Here is a 16,094-nt window from a genome sequence, read left to right as displayed (position 1 = left end):
ATCGGATGGACGCATCCGAAGGGAGGAATCGATGACTGTCATGTCTCAACGGCGCACCCGGGCATTCGCCCGCGTGTTGGGACCGTTTCTCACCATAGCCGCCATCACGGTGGTGGTCCGCGCCAACGACATGCCCGCGATCCTGTCGGAGTTCACCGGCAGCGCGGTCTGGCCCTGGATAACCGGTGCCTTCGGCTTGCTCGGCGGCCTCACCATCCTGGCCTTCCACCAGTTCTGGCGAGAGCCCGCCGCGATCATCGTCTCGGTGCTGGGGTGGTTACTGACGGCAGAGGCGATTTTGCTGATGGCGTTTCCGGGTGTGTTCGCCGACCTCGGCGATCAGATGATCGGTGCGGTCGGAGTCTGGCGGTTCGTCTACGCGGTGCTGGGTCTGATCGGGCTCTACCTCGCCTACGCGGGCTGGCGGCCCACGTCCGCGGGGCAAACGGACACTCCGGTGGAGTCCGGCGGTGAGATGCCGCGTGCCGCCTGATATGTGACGCAGGTTGTGCGGTCGGGTGACCTTCGGCCCTCGCGCCGGGGCGCCCGGTCGCGTAGAACGAAGGCATGAGCGAATCAACCGATACCACGCGGGGCTTCGATGTCGACGTGACGACCCGCGGTCAACTGCCCGGGGCCGCCGACTACGCCAAAGAGAAGATCTCGACCTTGGATCGGTTCGCGCACCGGCCCATCAAGCACGCCCACGTCAAACTCACCAAGCACGGCAACCCGGCGCAGGAGCACCCGGTGATCGCGCAGGCGAACCTCGACGTGGACGGCAGGCTGATCCGGGCTCAGGCGCAGGGCGGTACCGCGCACGAAGCGATCGACCGCCTCGACGATCGCCTGCGCCGCCGGTTGCGGCAAGCCGCCGAGATCTGGGAGGACCGACGCAACAACCAGCAGACGAGTGTCGCCCAGAACAACCTCGCCGAGCGGCCCCCCTATGTGGAGATTCCACCGGAGGAGCGCGAGATCGTCCGGCGCAAGTCCTACACGCTCGCGGCCTGCACCGTCGACGAGGCGGCCACGGAAATGGAGCTGCTCGACTACGACTTTCACCTGTTCACCGAGAAGGGCACCGGGATGGCCAGCGTCATCTACCGGGACGGCGACGGCTACCGGGTGGCGCAGGTCGCGCCGGTGCCCGCGGAGCAGCTGGCGCCCTTCGAGCGGCCGGTGACCCTCAGTTCGACGCCGCCGCCATGCATCACCGTCGAGCAGGCCACCGAGCGTCTCGGCCTGCTGGGGCTGCCGTTTCTGTTCTTCATCGACGCCGCCCAGGGCCGCGCGGGCGTGCTGTATCGCCGCTACGACGGTCACTACGGGTTGGTCACTCCCGCCGGCTGACCGCTGCACCCGCCGTGAAGCGAGGTGTTGACCTCAACTTCAGTTGAGCTCATAACGTGGTCACGTGACCGACGAAGCGCCGATAACCGCCGGCAGTTGGCGGGCGTTGCTGGGCCCGAACAATCTCGGCGCCTCGACCGTGCTCGCGGGTGGTGTCGCGCTGTATGCGACCAACGAGTTCCTCACCATCAGCCTGATGCCCAGCGCCGTCGGCGAAATCGGTGGGCATCGGTTGTACGCCTGGGTGACCACGGTGTATCTGGTGGCGTCGGTGGTGGCCGCCACCACCGTGCACTCGACCCTGCTGCGGTTCGGCCCGCGACGGTCATATCTGGCCGCCCTTACCGTGTTCGGCGGGGGCAGCGTGGCGTGCGCGGTCGCGCCCACCATGGAGACCCTGCTGGTGGGCCGCACGGTGCAGGGATTTGCCGGTGGCCTGTTGGCGGGTCTGGGCTACGCCGTCATCAACACCGTGCTGCCGAACACGCTGTGGACCAAGGCGTCGGCGCTGGTATCGGCGATGTGGGGGGTGGGCACGCTGCTCGGCCCCGCCGCCGGCGGGCTGTTTGCTCAATTCGGTTCGTGGCGTTGGGCATTCGGCGTGCTGGCGATCCTGACGGCCGCGATGGCGTTGCTGGTTCCGGTCGCGTTGCCGGTGCGCAACGACGTCGCCGACGAGGTGACGGCGACGCCCGTCCCGGTGTGGTCGCTGGTGCTGTTGGGGCTTGCGGCGCTGGCGGTGAGCGTCGCCGGGGTGCCCCGCGACGTGCGGGCCACCGCCGGCTTGCTGGTTCTCGGCGGCGCACTCGTCGCGGCATTCCTCTACATCGATCGTCGGCGACAGGCAGCGGTACTGCCGCCGAGCGCGTTCGGCCCCGGCCCGCTGAAATGGATCTACGTGACGTTGGGTGTGTTGATGGCCGCGACCATGGCGGACATGTACGTGCCGTTGTTCGGTCAACGGTTGGCGCACCTGACCCCCGTCGCGGCCGGGTTCCTGGGCGCCGGCCTGGCCATCGGTTGGACCGCAAGCGAGATCGGCAGCGCCTCGCTGCGCACCGCTCGCACCATCAGGCGCACGGTCGCGATCGCTCCGCTGGTGATGGCCGCCGGCCTGGCCCTGACCGCGGTGACGATGTCCGACGACGCGTCGGTCGCCCGTGTCGCCATGTGGGCGGTCGCGCTGTTCATCACCGGCGCCGGGGTCGGCATGGCCTGGCCGCACCTGTCGGCGTGGGCGATGAGCCGGGTTGACGATCCCGCAGAGGGCCCGGCCGCGGCCGCGGCGATCAATACCGTCCAGCTGATCAGCGGCGCATTGGGCGCGGGGTTGGCCGGGGTGGTGGTCAACTTGACCGAGACCGGCGACGCCACGCCCGCGCGCTGGTTGTTTGCCGCGTTTGCCGCGTTGGCGGCGGTCGGTGTCATCGCGTCCGTGCGCAGCGGACGACAACCGCGAGCCCGCCTGTCGCCGCGAAATAGCATTCCGGGTTGCTAGGCAGACGGTTTCACCGCCCGGAATGCTATTTCGCGGAAAGATGGGATACGAATTCCCACGCGGTACAAGGTCATTCGAGGTCGGCGGGAAAGGGCATCGCGCCGACGGGGCCCGCGGCGCTAACATTGATCCCGGATCGGAAAGTTGAATTTGACGCAGTAGTAAGGGATTTATCGTGAATGTGAGGATGCTCGGAGCCGGAGCGGCGATGGTCGGCGCGCTGGGCTTCACGGCCCTCGGTGTCGGTGCGGGTGTGGCCAGCGCCGAGCAAGCGGTTCCCAATTCGCCGGGCGCGACGTGGAAGCTCGACCGGCCACACTGGGACGACGACTGGGACGACTGGCGCCACGACTGGCGGCGCGCGGGCTGGGACGGGCCGCGCTACGGCGGGCCGTGCGCATGGGTTCCGCCCGCCGTGTCGATGTGGGTGCCACCGGCGGCCTGCTAGCGGCTCTTCTGCGGGAGAAGTCCGGCGGCGAAACGCAGATCGGCCGCCAACGCGTCGAAGGCCTTGTCCCGCTCGGACGGTGGTCCGCGCAGCACCGATGACGGATGCACGGTCACCGTCACCCGCGGGTCGAAGTCGAGGACGTCCATGTCCTCTACGGGGGGCAGGCTCAGCTCCTCACCGCGGTGTGCGGTGAGGCGAAACGCACTGCCCAGCAACGACTGTGAAGCGGTTGCGCCCATCAGCACGACCACATCGGGTTGCAGCACCATCAGTTCGTGGATCAGCCACGGCCGGCACGCCACCACCTCGGTGCGACTGGGTTTCTTGTGGATGCGCCGCTTTCCGCGTTCGGTCCGGGTGAACTTGAAGTGCTTCACCGCGTTGGTGACGTAGAGCCGGTCGCGGTCGATTCCGGCGGCCAGCAGCGCCTTGTCGAGAAGCCGCCCCGCCGGCCCGACGAACGGTGCGCCCGCCTTGTCCTCCTGGTCCCCGGGCTGTTCACCGACCAACACCATCTCCGCGGCGCCCGAACCGGCGCCGAACACGGCCTGCGTGGCGTCCAGATACAGGTCGCATCCCTTGCAGCCCTGTGCGGACGCCGCCAGCTCGTCGAGATCGGCGGTGTCGGGAATGAACTCCGCGGCGGTTCGGGCTGCCATGACCACCGGGGTACCCGCCTGGTCGCGCGGAAACCAACCGAGCGTTATCTCTGTTCGAATATTTGAATACCGAACCGCCCCCACCGAATTGAAAATTTGCCCTTCCGACGATTGCGGTGCCCTGACGAATCGCGGGCGGTTCGGTTTTGCCGGACGTAGTTTCGGCTCGCACCGATACCCGTTCTCCGACAGGAATATTGCCGGGTGTAGGGCAGGTCACGCGCGGCGTCGCGAGGTGATTTTGCCAGCATGGGCGCACCACAATGGCAGGACAAATGGTATTCATGTGTAGTGATTCGCACCCATGTTCGGGTCCGAAAGGGTTACTGTCTCGGGTGGCGTTGAAATTGACTTTGGGAGGATATGGATGAGCGCCTATCAGACCGTCGTGGTTGGCACGGACGGATCCGATTCATCGCTGCGCGCGGTGGAGAAGGCCGGCCATATCGCTGGAGAAAACGCCAAATTGATCGTTGCGACGGCGTACTTTCCGCAAGAGGAAGACCAACGGGCCGCCGATGTGCTCAAGGACGAGGGCTACAAGATGGCGGGCAACGCGCCCATCTACGCCATCCTCCGCGAGGCCCGTGAGCGGGCGCAGCAGGCCGGCGCGAAGAACGTCGAGGAGAAGGCGGTCGTCGGCGCGCCGGTCGACGCGCTAGTCGAACTGGCCGAAGAGGTCAAGGCCGACCTGCTGGTGGTCGGTAACGTCGGGCTGTCCACCATCGCCGGGCGGTTGCTCGGTTCGGTGCCCGCTAACGTGGCGCGTCGCGCCAAGATCGACGTGCTGATCGTGCACACCACGCCGTAAAGGACAGCAACGCCACCACGATCACCCAGTCGCCGAACCGCTGGTAGCCGGTGGTCCGCGAGCTCAGCGGAACATCGACCACGACGACGCCGCGTTCAGCGGCGGCAAGCCAGCCCAGTCGTCGTCCGCTGGCGTCGAACGCTGAACTGACCCCTGACGTCGCGGCATGGATCGCCGGATGACCGACTTCGACGGCGTGTACGGCGACCAGGCTCGCCAGCTGCGGCTGAGCCCAGCTGCCCTGGTAGCTCGACGTCGCGCTCTGGTACGCCAGCAGGTCCGCGCCCAGATCCACCAACCGCCGGGGCAGGTCGGAGAACAGCGCCTCGAAGCTGATCAACGGTCCGACCGCGAGCTCGCCCGTGTGCAGCACCACCGGTCCGCCGCCGCGCCACCGGTCCTCCCCGGCGGCGTCGGTGTGCCGGGTGGCCCAGCCCAGCACCGTCCGGAACGGCACGTACTCGCCGAACGGCACCAGCCGCGACTTCGCGTACGTTCCTTGCACACCGTCCGGTTCGACCAGCACCGCGGACTTGTAGATCCCGCCCGACGCGGCGCGCGCGTCGACGTTCACCAGCAGGCCGGCCCCGACCCGACGGGACAGCTCGGCAAGCCGGGCAGCGACCTCTGGGTCGCTGTCCAGGTCGACGTCCACGCTGCTCTCACCCCAGACCACGAGGTCGAGCCGTTGCCCGGCGAGTTCCCGTGTCAACGCCTCACTGGCGGCCTGACGAGCGGTGCCGTCGGTGATGTCGCCGGGCTGCACCAGCGCGACGCGCGTGGCCGGCTCGTCCGCGGGCGCCGGTTCGAGCCAGAACCACGCCGGGCCGACGGCCACGATGGCGGCGGGCAGCGCAACCGCCCGGATCGAGCGCCGCAGCACCACCCCGGCGAGCGCGGTGTTGGCGGCGACGATCAGGAAGCTGACCAGCCAAACCCCGCCCGCCGACGCCGGGGCCAGCGTCGCGGGCTGATTCCACTGCGACGCGCCGAGCAGCGCCCACGGCCCGCCGAGCCGGTGCCACGACCGCACGGCCTCGGCGAGCACCCACGCGCCGGGCAGCACGACCGTGGCCGCCAGTACCCCGCGGGTTGTGACCTGGCCGCCGAGCAGGCGGTGCGCGGCCCACCCCCACGGCAGCCACAGCGCACCGAGTGCCGCGGCCAGCAGCACCAGCAGCGGTCCGGCAAACGGCCACACCCAGTACTGGACGGCCAGCACGAAACCGGACATTCCGGCCCAGGCGCGCACGGCGCCCTGGACCGCCGTCGGCGCCGCGCGCACGACCAGCAGTAACGGCACCACGCCGAACCACGCCAGCCACCACAACGACGGCGCGGGAAAGGCCAGGGCGAGCAGCGCGCCGGCAGGCAGCGCGGCTGCGACGCCCCGAACCGAACTCAGGTCGCGGAGGCCTTGGCGATGCTGGCGATCGCCTGATCGAGGACGGCGTTGAACTCCTCGTCGCTCTGCTGAGCGCTCAAGCCCTCCGTCAGCGCCCGCGAGAAGCTCGCGATGACGCCGTTGTTGCGGGCCAGCTTCTCGTTGGCCACCTCGCGGCTGTAGCCGCCGGACAGCGCCACCACGCGCAGCACCTTCGGGTGGTCAACGAGCTGCTTGTACAGGTTGTCGACCTCGGGCAGCGTCAACTTGAGCATGATCTTCTGGTCGTCCCCGAGCTTGTTGACGCCGTCGAGCAGTGCGGCGTTGAGCTGCTCCTCGGCTTCGGCCTTGCGGGGGCTGTGGATGTCGACCTCGGGTTCGAGGATCGGGACCAGGCCCTTGGCCAACACCTGCTGGCCGACCTCGAACTGCTGCGCCACCACGGCGTCCAGGCCCGCGCCGGGCAGCTTGACGACCGAGCGCTCCTTGGTGCCGAAGATGCCGTTCTCGACGGCACGGTCCAGCAGTTCGTCGAGGCCGGGCATCGGCTTCATCAGCTGCGCGCCGTCCTTCTCCTCGGCCAGGCCCTTGTCGATCTTGAGGAACGGCACGATGTTCTTGACGTTCCACAGGTAGTCCGCGGTCGGGCGGCCCTCGACGTCGCGGTCCATCGTCTTCTCGAAGAGGATCGCGCCCATGATGCGGTCACCGTCGAAGGCGGGGCTGGTGATGATGCGGGTGCGCATCTGGTGCACCAGGTCGAACATCTCGTCTTCGCCGGAGTAGGCGTCCTCGGGAATGCCGTACAGCTTGAGCGCCTTGGGGGTGCTGCCGCCGCTCTGGTCGAGCGCAGCGATGAATCCGGCGCCGCTGCGCGCCTTTTCCAACTGTGCGGTTTTCATCCGTGTCTCCTCGCAACTGTCGCGATCGCCATCGCGAATTTCGCTGGGTCGTGTGGCATCAGCCTAGGCCAACGCCGCGCTCGCATGGTCCCGGCCCACAGGATGGCAGCGCAGGTCACCAGCCACGCTCGCGCCATTCGCCCAAGTGTGGGCGCTCGGTTCCCAGCGTGGTGTCGTCGCCGTGGCCCGGATAGACCACCGTCGAATCGCCGTAGACGTCGAACACCCGGGTGGTGACATGGTCGAGCAACTTCTCGAAATCGCCTTCCTGCCAGGTCTTGCCGACCCCGCCGGGAAACAGGCAGTCGCCGGTGAACAGGTGGGTGGCCTCATCGGCGCCCTCCAGCGCCAGCGCCACCGAGCCGGGGGTGTGGCCCTGCAGGTGGATGACGTCGAACTTCAGGTCGCCGATCTGGACCGTGTCGCCGTGCTCGAGGATGCGGTCCGGCTTGACCGGCAGCGGCTCCACGTCGAGGTGATGGGCGGCGGTCGGCGCCTTGGTGACCTTGGCCACCGCTTCGAGGGCCTGCCAGTGGTCGAAGTGCTGGTGGCTGGTGACGATCAGCGACAGCTTGGGGGCATGCTTCTCGATGAGTTCGAGCAGGATCTCGGGGTCGTTGGCCGCGTCGATCAGCAGGGTCTCGCCGGTCTCCGAACACGTCACCAAGTAGGCGTTGTTGTCCATGGGGCCCACCGAAACCTTGATGATCGACGCACCCGGCAGCGTGCGCCGGGCCGCGGTCTGGGGTTCGACATGGCCGGTGTAGTTGTCATCGACGACGGTCATGACGCCACGGTATCGGGGTTGTCGGTGCCGGCACATAGCATGGGCGTGAACGATTTCTCCGGGAGGACTGTGGCATTGAAAGATAACGGGCGTGGATGACCGCCTGATCGTCAAGGGCGCGCGCGAACACAACCTGCGAAGTGTCGATCTTGATTTGCCACGCGATGCTCTGATCGTGTTCACCGGGCTGTCCGGGTCGGGGAAGTCGTCGCTGGCATTCGACACGATCTTCGCCGAGGGCCAGCGCCGCTACGTCGAGTCGCTGTCGGCGTATGCGCGCCAGTTCCTGGGCCAGATGGACAAACCCGACGTCGACTTCATCGAAGGCCTTTCGCCTGCGGTGTCCATCGACCAGAAGTCGACCAACCGCAACCCCCGCTCGACGGTCGGCACCATCACCGAGGTCTATGACTACCTGCGGCTGCTCTACGCCCGCGCGGGCACCGCACACTGCCCGGTGTGCGGTGCGCGCATCGCCCGGCAGACCCCGCAACAGATTGTCGACCAGGTGCTCGCCATGGACGAGGGCCTGCGCTTTCAGGTGCTCGCCCCCGTGGTGCGCACCCGCAAGGGCGAGTTCGTCGACCTGTTCGACAAGCTCAACTCCCAGGGCTACAGCCGGGTGCGCGTCGACGGCGTTGTGCATTCGCTGACCGACCCGCCGAAGCTCAAAAAACAGGAGAAACACGACATCGAGGTGGTCGTCGACCGCCTCACCGTCAAGGCCTCGGCCAAGCAGCGGCTGACCGATTCGGTGGAGACGGCGCTGAACCTGGCCGACGGCATCGTGGTGCTCGACTTCGTCGACCGCGACGACGACCATCCGCACCGCGAGCAGCGGTTCTCCGAGAAGCTGGCGTGCCCCAACGGCCACCCGCTGACCGTCGACGACCTCGAACCGCGGTCGTTCTCGTTCAACTCGCCCTACGGCGCCTGCCCGGAGTGCACGGGGCTGGGCATCCGCAAAGAGGTCGACCCCGATCTCGTCGTCCCGGATCCGGAGCTCACGCTGGCCGAGGGCGCCATCGCGCCGTGGTCGATGGGGCAGACCGCCGACTACTTCACCCGGATGCTCGCCGGTCTCGGCGACGCGCTCGGGTTCGACGTCGACACCCCGTGGAAGAAGCTGCCCGCCAAGGCGCGCAAGGCGATCCTAGAAGGCTGCGACGAGCAGGTACACGTGCGGTACAAGAACCGCTACGGCCGAACCCGTTCGTACTATGCCGATTTCGAAGGCGTGATGGCGTTTCTGCATCGGCGCATGGAGCAGACCGACTCCGAGCTGATGAAGGAACGCTACGAGGGTTTCATGCGCGACGTGCCCTGCCCGGAATGCCAGGGCACCCGGCTCAAGCCGGAGATCCTCGCGGTCACCATGGCGGCGGGGGAGTTCGGCGAGAAGTCCATCGCCGAGGTCGCCGAACTGTCGATCGCGGAATGCGCCGAGTTCCTCAACGCGTTGACGCTCGGTCCCCGCGAGCAGGCCATCGCGGGCCAGGTGCTCAAGGAGATCCAGTCTCGGCTCGGGTTCCTGCTCGACGTGGGACTGGATTATCTGTCCCTGTCGCGGGCCGCGGCCACGCTCTCCGGCGGTGAGGCGCAACGGATCCGGCTGGCCACCCAGATCGGTTCCGGTCTGGTCGGCGTGCTGTATGTGCTCGACGAGCCGTCGATCGGACTGCACCAGCGCGACAACCGCAGGCTGATCGACACCCTGATCCGATTGCGGGATCTGGGCAACACGCTGATCGTCGTCGAACACGACCTCGACACCATCGCCCACGCCGACTGGGTGGTCGACATCGGGCCGGCGGCCGGGGAACACGGCGGTCAGATCGTCCACAGCGGCCCGTACGAGGACCTGGTGAAGAACCCCGAATCACTCACGGGCGCTTACCTTTCGGGCAAGGAGGAGATCGAGGTGCCGGCGATCCGGCGCCCGGTCGACAAGAAGCGTCAGCTCACCGTGGTCGGGGCGCGCGAACACAACCTGCGCGACATCGACGTGGCGTTTCCGCTCGGCGTGCTGACCTCGGTCACCGGCGTCTCGGGTTCCGGCAAGTCGACACTGGTCAACGACATCCTGGCGTCGGTGCTGGCCAACAAGCTCAACGGGGCCCGACAGGTGCCCGGCAGGCACACGCGGGTGACCGGCCTGGACAAGGTCGACAAGCTGGTCCGCGTCGACCAGTCCCCGATCGGGCGCACACCGCGGTCCAACCCGGCGACCTACACCGGGGTGTTCGACAAGATCCGCACCCTGTTCGCGGCCACCACGGAGGCCAAGGTGCGCGGCTATAAGCCGGGCCGGTTCTCGTTCAACGTCAAAGGCGGTCGCTGCGAGGCGTGTTCGGGCGACGGCACGATCAAGATCGAGATGAACTTCCTGCCCGACGTGTACGTGCCGTGCGAGGTGTGCCACGGCGCGCGCTACAACCGCGAGACGCTCGAGGTGCACTACAAGGGCAAGACCATCGCCGAGGTGCTCGACATGTCCATCGAGGACGCGGCCGAGTTCTTCAAGCCGATCACCTCGATTCACCGGTACCTGCAGACGCTGGTCGACGTCGGCCTCGGTTACGTGCGGCTGGGGCAGCCGGCGCCGACGTTGTCGGGCGGCGAGGCCCAGCGCGTCAAGCTGGCCTCGGAGTTGCAGAAGAGGTCGACGGGCCGCACGGTGTACATCCTCGACGAGCCGACGACCGGCCTGCACTTCGAGGACATTCGCAAGCTGCTCAAGGTGATCAACGGGCTGGTCGACAAGGGCAACACGGTGATCGTCATCGAGCACAACCTCGACGTGATCAAGACCTCCGACTGGATCGTCGACATGGGTCCCGAGGGCGGTGCCGGCGGCGGCACGGTGGTGGCCACCGGCTCACCCGAGGACGTCGCCGCCAATCCGGACAGCTACACCGGGCACTTTCTGGCCGAATGCCTTGGGGTGCGACGGCCGGCGCCGCAGAAGCGCAAGCGCAGCCGGGTCAGCGCCTGACCGGCCGGCGCTAGTTCCTCGACATCGGGGACGGAAAGCGCGGGTTGACCCGTACGCCGTCGAGCCACTCGGTCAACTCGTCCGCACGCTGTTGCAGCGCCTTGTGGGCCGCACGGCCGACGTCTTCGAGAAGCCGCACCTCGACCCTGCCGTCGTCGTCCTGAACCCAGCCACCGACGATCCGGCCGTCACACCAGGCGGTGGGCCCGCCGTTGCCGTTCCTGTCGAATATCTGGTTGCGATGTGCGCCCAGGTACCAGTCGCGGTCGGACCAGCCCATCGTCGTGAGGTCCAGCCCGGGCAGCAGCGCGCACCACGGTTCGGGATCGGGTTCGGCCTCAAGGTCGTCGGGCAGCACATAGCCCGGGGTGCCGTCGAGGTCGACCTCGACGGCGTCGAGCTCACGCAACGCCTGCCGGACCCAGGTCAGTGTGTTGCCGAACCACCACTTGATATCGGTGACGGTGCCCGGGCCGAAGCTGCGCAGCCATCTGCCCACCAGCTCCACGCGAGCTGCTTCGGAGTCCACGGCCTGATCGGCGTTCACCCAGTGCGCCGCCGCCACCCAACGCGGACGCGACGCCGTCCACTTGCCCTCGTTCGGCCCGCGCATGATGTGCCCGCGCGCGGCCAGCACCGTCAATATCCTTGGCGCCAAGGGGGTTTCACCGCCCCACCGTTTACCCGGCGCGGGATCGTAGCTGCCGGTCAACTCGGGTAGGGCGGTGCGGAGGTCCCGCGCGGTGGTCGGCCCGTGCTCGCCGAGGTGTCGCAGCACCGCCGACCGGGCGGCGTCGAGCCAGGCGTCACCGTCGGTGCACAGGCCCGCCTTGACGGCGTCGGCGATGAGCCGGCGCGCTTCGTTGTCGGCGACGCGGTCACTGGCCGCGGACTGGATCAGCGAAAGGTCGGCGGCCCGCACCGCCCACAGTGTCCGGCGCATCGCCAGCTGCTTGACCAACGAACGACGGTCATAGAGCGCGGCGTCCACGTCGGCCACCGCGATGCCGGGCACCCGCGCCCACAACGACAGGTAGGGCGTCGCCGGATCGGTGGCATGCAGGCCGAGGACGCGTCCCGCCACCGCCTCGGCGGATTCCGCTGGTATGTGAAGAAAGTGGCGTCGCGCCAGCCGGGCCCGGCGCTCGGCAACCGTGAATGTCCGCATCGCCTGCGCACCGTACCGGGACGGTCCGACAAGCTCGATATCGGTTATTGCGCGTCGTCGTCGTTCATCGACTCGCGGATCGCGGCCAGCCGCTCGGCGGCGGCGCGTTGACGCTTCTCGAACTGCTCCTCGACGCTGCGGCCCTCCGGGGTTTCGGCGGCCAGCTCGGACGCGCCGACCGCGGTGCCGTAACGGGTCTCGATCTTCTCGCGCACCGACTCGAAGGTCGGCACGCCGCTCTCGGTGTAGCCGGTCTCTTCCGGCTCCACGGGTCCCGGTTGGTTCTCCTCCGGCATGCCGCCAAACTACCCCTGCCGGGCCGATCGGTGTCGGTGTCGATCGAAGTACTGCGCCATCAACTGCCAGTACACGAGGGTCAACGCCATCTGGGTGATGACTCCGGCCGTGGCGGGCCAGGCGCGGCGACGCCAGGCGGCCACCAGTGCGGCCACCGCGGCAAGCGATGCCGCGGCGTTGACCACTCGCGCCGCGTCGCGCGGCCGGTCGACGATCCACAGTTCCTCGCCGAGCATCGCGCGCGTCGCCCATGCCTGTTCGTCGGCGGGCGGCGCGGAGATGACGGGGTTCAGCGCGAACCAGACCGCGATCGGAGCGGCGTGGCGCCAGCTGCGGGTCCAGGCCGGTACCAGGACCAGCGGGGTGGTCGCCCACCGGCTCCACGCGCTCCAGGGGTTGGCGTGGCGGGCGAAGACGGCCCGCCTCATTCGTGCCAGTCGGGAGCGTGCCGTCATCGCGGTTTGGCCAACGGAAACGGCAGCGTCTCGCGGATGCTGCGGCCGGTGATGAGCATGACGACGCGGTCGACCCCCATGCCCAGCCCACCCGTCGGCGGCATGGCGTACTCCATGGCCTGCAGGAAGTCTTCGTCGAGCTCCATCGCCTCCGGGTCGCCGCCCGCCGCCAGCAGTGACTGCGCCTGCAGCCGTCGACGCTGCTCGACCGGATCGGTCAATTCGCTGTAGGCGGTGCCCAATTCGACGCCCCAGGCCACCAGATCCCACCGTTCGGCGACGCCGGCGATGCTGCGATGCGGCCGGGTCAGCGGCGATACCGACGTCGGAAAGTCCTTGTAGAACGTGGGCTCTTGGGTGCGGTCCTCGACGAGGCGCTCGTAGAGCTCCAGCACGACGGCACCGGTGTCCCAGTGCGTCAGGTAAGGGATGTCGGCGGCGTCGCACAGCTTCCGCAGGGTCGCCAGGTCGGTGTCGGGTCCGATGTGTTCGCCGAGGGCTTCTGACACCGCCTCGTGCACGGTCTTGACCGTCCACTGGCCGGCGATGTCGACCGGTTCCAGCGTCCCGTCGTCGCGCGGACGCAGGAACACGTGCGCACCGTTGGCCGCCTGCGCCGCGTTCTGGATGAGCTCGCGGCACCCGTCGACCCAGACGTTGTAGTCCGCGTGCGCTTGGTACGCCTCCAGCAGGGTGAACTCGGGGTTGTGGCTGAAGTCGACCCCCTCGTTGCGGAACGCCCGGCCCAACTCGAAGACCCGCTCGACACCTCCCACGCACAACCTCTTGAGGTAGAGCTCCGGGGCGATGCGCAAGTACAGATCCAGGTCGTAGGCGTTGATGTGGGTGGCGAACGGCCGCGCGTTGGCGCCGCCGTGGATCTGCTGCAGGATCGGCGTCTCGACCTCCAAAAACCCTTTGGCCACCAAGGTTTCGCGAATGGCGTGCAGGACGGCGCTGCGGGCCCGGATCAGGTCGCGGGACTCGTTGTTGATCGCCAGGTCGACATAGCGCGCCCGCACCCTGGCCTCCTGGTCGGTCAGCCCCTTCCATTTGTCGGGCAGCGGTCGCAGGCACTTGCCGATCAGCCGCCAGCCGTGCACGAGCAGCGACCGGGTGCCCTTCCTGCTGTAGCCCATCGTCCCGGACACTGCGATGAGGTCACCCAGATCGATGGTGCGGGTGAAGTCGGCCGTCGTACCGGCCTCCAGCAGTGAATTATCCAGTAGGAGTTGAACTTCGGCGGACCAGTCGCGCAGCTGGGCGAACAGCACACCACCGTAGTCGCGGATGCGCAGCACCCGGCCTGCGACGGTCACCGCGGTATCGTCATCGCCCTGCAGCGCCGAGGCGACGGTGCGGCTGGGCGGCTGACCGACCGGATACGGGTCGATCCCGTTGTCCTGCAGCGCCTTTAGCTTGGACATCCGGACCCGGACCTGTTCGGGCAGCCGCGGCTGGTCTTCGTTCTCGACCAGGTCGGTCTGCAGGTCGTCGAGGTCGGCGGCGCTGCCGTCGCCGTGCAGCAGCCCGGATGCGACCAGGCTCTGCGGGGCTGCGGTGTGGTGACCGGTGTGCGGTTGGTCGTGGCGGCGCGAGAACGGCAGCACCAGAAAGCCTTCGGCGATCACCGAGGCGACGCCGACACGCGGCACCAGGCGGGCGTCCTCGTAGCAGGCATACCGCGGCACCCATTGCGGTCGGTACTTCATGTTCGACCGGTACAGGGTCTCGAGCTGCCACCACCGCGAGAAGAACACCAGCAGCCAGCGCCACAGCCGCGCGACCGGTCCGGCGCCCAGCTGCGCCCCCTGTTCGAACGCCGACCGGAACATCGCGAAGTTCAGCGAAATGCGGGTTATGCCGAAGGTTTCGGCCTGCATGCACAGTTCGCTGACCATAAGCTCGACGGTGCCGTTGGGCAGTTGGGGGGAGCGGCGCATCAGATCCAGCGAGACCCCGTTGGTACCCCACGGCACCAACGACAGCATCGCGACGACGTGGTCGTCGTTCTGCACCGCCTCCACCAGCAGGCAGTCGCCGTCGGCCGGGTCGCCGAGCCGGCCCAGCGCCATCGAGAAGCCGCGTTCGTCGTCGGTGTCGCGCCAGGCGTCGGCGCGCTCGATCACCTGAGCCATCTCGTCGGCGTCGATGTCGCGGTGCCGTCGGATCCGCACGCCGACCCCGGCCCGTCGCGCCCGGGTCACGGCCTGCCGCACGGCCCGCATGTCGGGGCCGGAGAGCCGGAAGTCGTCGGGATGCAGGACGGCTTCGTCGCCGAGCTGCAGCGCGTTGAGGCCGGCCGCGCGGAACGCCTCGGCCCCAGCGGAACTGGCCCCCATCACCCCGGGTGCCCAGCCGTAGGTTTCGCACAGTTGGCGCCACGCGGCGATCGCGGCGGGCCACGCCTTGGGATCGCCGACCGGGTCCCCGCTGGCCAGGCAGACGCCGACCTCGACGCGGTAGGTGATGGCGGCGCGGCCGTTCGGCGCGAAGACGACGGCCTTGTCGCGGCGGGTGGCGAAGTAACCCAGCGAGTCGTTCTTGCCGAACAGTTCGAGCAGCCCGCGGATCGCCGACTCGTCCTCCCCGGTGAGCGCGTTCTCGGCGCGCTGCGACTGAAACAGCACGATGGCCGCCGCCATCAACGCCAGCGCACCGAACAAGCCGAGCAGTGCATCGACGAACGCGTGCGGATGTCCGGTGAAGGTCGAGGCGTCCGCGCCTGCGAACGCGCCCACCCGGTTCAGCGCGTACCAGAACCGGTCGTCGCGGGCCAACGATCCCGGGAACAGCTGCAGCAGCCCCCACCCGACGAGCGTGCCGATCGCCATGCCCGCGATCAGGGTGGCGGCGGCCTTCAGCAGCGCACCCCGCCGCACCTTCGCCCAGAATTCGTGCCGGGCCAGCACCAGGAACAGGATCGCGGCGACGTGGAAGACCAGCCCGATGACCTCGCCGATCTCCTCCATCACCGTCTCGTCGCCGGCGATCAGGTCGCCGACGTTCCAGCCGATCGCGGCGACCAGGTAGCCGACCAGAATCCACCAGGCGACGCGTTTGCGGGCGGCCAGCGCCGCGGCGAGCAGCGCCAGCACGAACGCCCAGGCGAAGCTGGTGTCGGGGAAGTTGAAGATGTACTCGTTGACGAACTCGCGCGGCACCCTGATCAGCGCCCGGAAACCGGGGGACACGCTGGCGATCAGCGAGAGCGTGGCGATCACACCGATCGTCCAGCCCGCCGCGGCGGGCACCCACCGATACCTCGAGGTCGAGCGCGCGGCGGAGGTGGGGCTAGCGACCGTCATAGGCCGCGAGACTATTCGCTCGACCT

General features: G+C 68.3%; 14 protein-coding genes. 6 read left to right on the top strand and 8 right to left on the bottom strand.

Annotation, left to right across the window (positions count from 1 at the left end; genetic code table 11):
* Positions 1–31: 31 nt before the first annotated feature.
* From G6N28_RS24645 to G6N28_RS24630, 4 genes are all read left to right on the top strand, one after another.
* Positions 32–493: a hypothetical protein gene (locus G6N28_RS24645; protein WP_163904948.1), complete on the top strand. Its 462-nt coding sequence runs from the start codon at positions 32–34 to the stop codon at positions 491–493.
* Positions 494–567: 74 nt separating this feature from the next.
* A complete protein-coding gene (locus G6N28_RS24640; protein WP_163904946.1) occupies positions 568–1,353 on the top strand; it encodes a ribosome hibernation promotion factor in 786 nt (261 codons plus the stop codon).
* A gap of 64 nt (positions 1,354–1,417) precedes the next feature.
* Positions 1,418–2,851: an MFS transporter gene (locus G6N28_RS24635; protein WP_163904944.1), complete on the top strand. Its 1,434-nt coding sequence runs from the start codon at positions 1,418–1,420 to the stop codon at positions 2,849–2,851.
* Between the two features lie 187 nt (positions 2,852–3,038).
* Positions 3,039–3,299 carry a hypothetical protein gene (locus tag G6N28_RS24630; RefSeq protein ID WP_235674685.1) on the top strand — a complete coding sequence of 87 codons (261 nt, stop codon included), beginning with the start codon at positions 3,039–3,041 and terminating at the stop codon, positions 3,297–3,299.
* Here G6N28_RS24630 and G6N28_RS24625 read toward each other — a convergent pair.
* Entirely contained in the window at positions 3,296–3,961 is a 666-nt protein-coding gene (locus tag G6N28_RS24625; protein WP_163904940.1) for a UdgX family uracil-DNA binding protein, read from the bottom strand. The two genes, G6N28_RS24630 and G6N28_RS24625, sit on opposite strands and share 4 nt — an antisense overlap.
* A gap of 367 nt (positions 3,962–4,328) precedes the next feature.
* Here G6N28_RS24625 and G6N28_RS24620 point away from each other — a divergent pair, with 367 nt between their 5' ends.
* The gene (locus G6N28_RS24620; RefSeq protein WP_163904937.1) at positions 4,329–4,772 is read left to right on the top strand and encodes a universal stress protein; all 444 of its coding nucleotides are present in this window, start codon (positions 4,329–4,331) and stop codon (positions 4,770–4,772) included.
* Here G6N28_RS24620 and lnt read toward each other — a convergent pair.
* The 3 genes from lnt to G6N28_RS24605 all read right to left on the bottom strand — a co-directional run bounded on the left by lnt (position 4,717) and on the right by G6N28_RS24605 (position 7,845).
* Positions 4,717–6,147, bottom strand: a complete 1,431-nt coding sequence (gene lnt, locus G6N28_RS24615) for an apolipoprotein N-acyltransferase (RefSeq protein WP_163906600.1) — start codon at positions 6,145–6,147, stop codon at positions 4,717–4,719. The genes G6N28_RS24620 and lnt overlap by 56 nt on opposite strands.
* Before the next feature lie 26 nt (positions 6,148–6,173).
* Positions 6,174–7,058, bottom strand: coding sequence for a fructose bisphosphate aldolase (locus G6N28_RS24610; protein WP_163904935.1), 885 nt, complete (start codon positions 7,056–7,058; stop codon positions 6,174–6,176).
* 115 nt (positions 7,059–7,173) lie between these two features.
* On the bottom strand, positions 7,174–7,845 hold the full coding sequence (locus G6N28_RS24605; RefSeq protein WP_163904933.1) for an MBL fold metallo-hydrolase: 672 nt from the start codon (positions 7,843–7,845) through the stop codon (positions 7,174–7,176).
* Positions 7,846–7,936: 91 nt separating this feature from the next.
* Here G6N28_RS24605 and uvrA point away from each other — a divergent pair, with 91 nt between their 5' ends.
* The gene (gene uvrA, locus G6N28_RS24600; RefSeq protein WP_163904931.1) at positions 7,937–10,840 is read left to right on the top strand and encodes an excinuclease ABC subunit UvrA; all 2,904 of its coding nucleotides are present in this window, start codon (positions 7,937–7,939) and stop codon (positions 10,838–10,840) included.
* Between the two features lie 10 nt (positions 10,841–10,850).
* On the opposite strand, the gene G6N28_RS24595 is transcribed toward uvrA, so the two are convergent.
* From G6N28_RS24595 to lysX, 4 genes are read right to left on the bottom strand one after another with little or no spacing between them, the layout of a single operon-like run.
* Positions 10,851–12,008, bottom strand: coding sequence for a winged helix DNA-binding domain-containing protein (locus G6N28_RS24595; RefSeq protein ID WP_163904929.1), 1,158 nt, complete (start codon positions 12,006–12,008; stop codon positions 10,851–10,853).
* Between the two features lie 44 nt (positions 12,009–12,052).
* Positions 12,053–12,304, bottom strand: a complete 252-nt coding sequence (locus G6N28_RS24590) for a PspA/IM30 family protein (protein WP_163904927.1) — start codon at positions 12,302–12,304, stop codon at positions 12,053–12,055.
* 9 nt (positions 12,305–12,313) lie between these two features.
* Complete coding sequence (locus G6N28_RS24585; RefSeq protein ID WP_163904925.1) at positions 12,314–12,733, bottom strand: DUF6653 family protein; 420 nt, start codon at positions 12,731–12,733, stop codon at positions 12,314–12,316.
* A 23-nt stretch (positions 12,734–12,756) separates the two neighbouring features.
* On the bottom strand, positions 12,757–16,068 hold the full coding sequence (gene lysX, locus G6N28_RS24580) for a bifunctional lysylphosphatidylglycerol synthetase/lysine--tRNA ligase LysX (protein ID WP_163904922.1): 3,312 nt from the start codon (positions 16,066–16,068) through the stop codon (positions 12,757–12,759).
* Between the last annotated feature and the right edge of the window lie 26 nt (positions 16,069–16,094).

It is taken from the genome of Mycolicibacterium pulveris (assembly GCF_010725725.1).
Taxonomy (GTDB): Bacteria; Actinomycetota; Actinomycetes; order Mycobacteriales; family Mycobacteriaceae; genus Mycobacterium; species Mycobacterium pulveris.
Note: the sequence above shows the minus strand (reverse complement) of the source record. Positions and strands in the feature narration are given on the sequence as shown.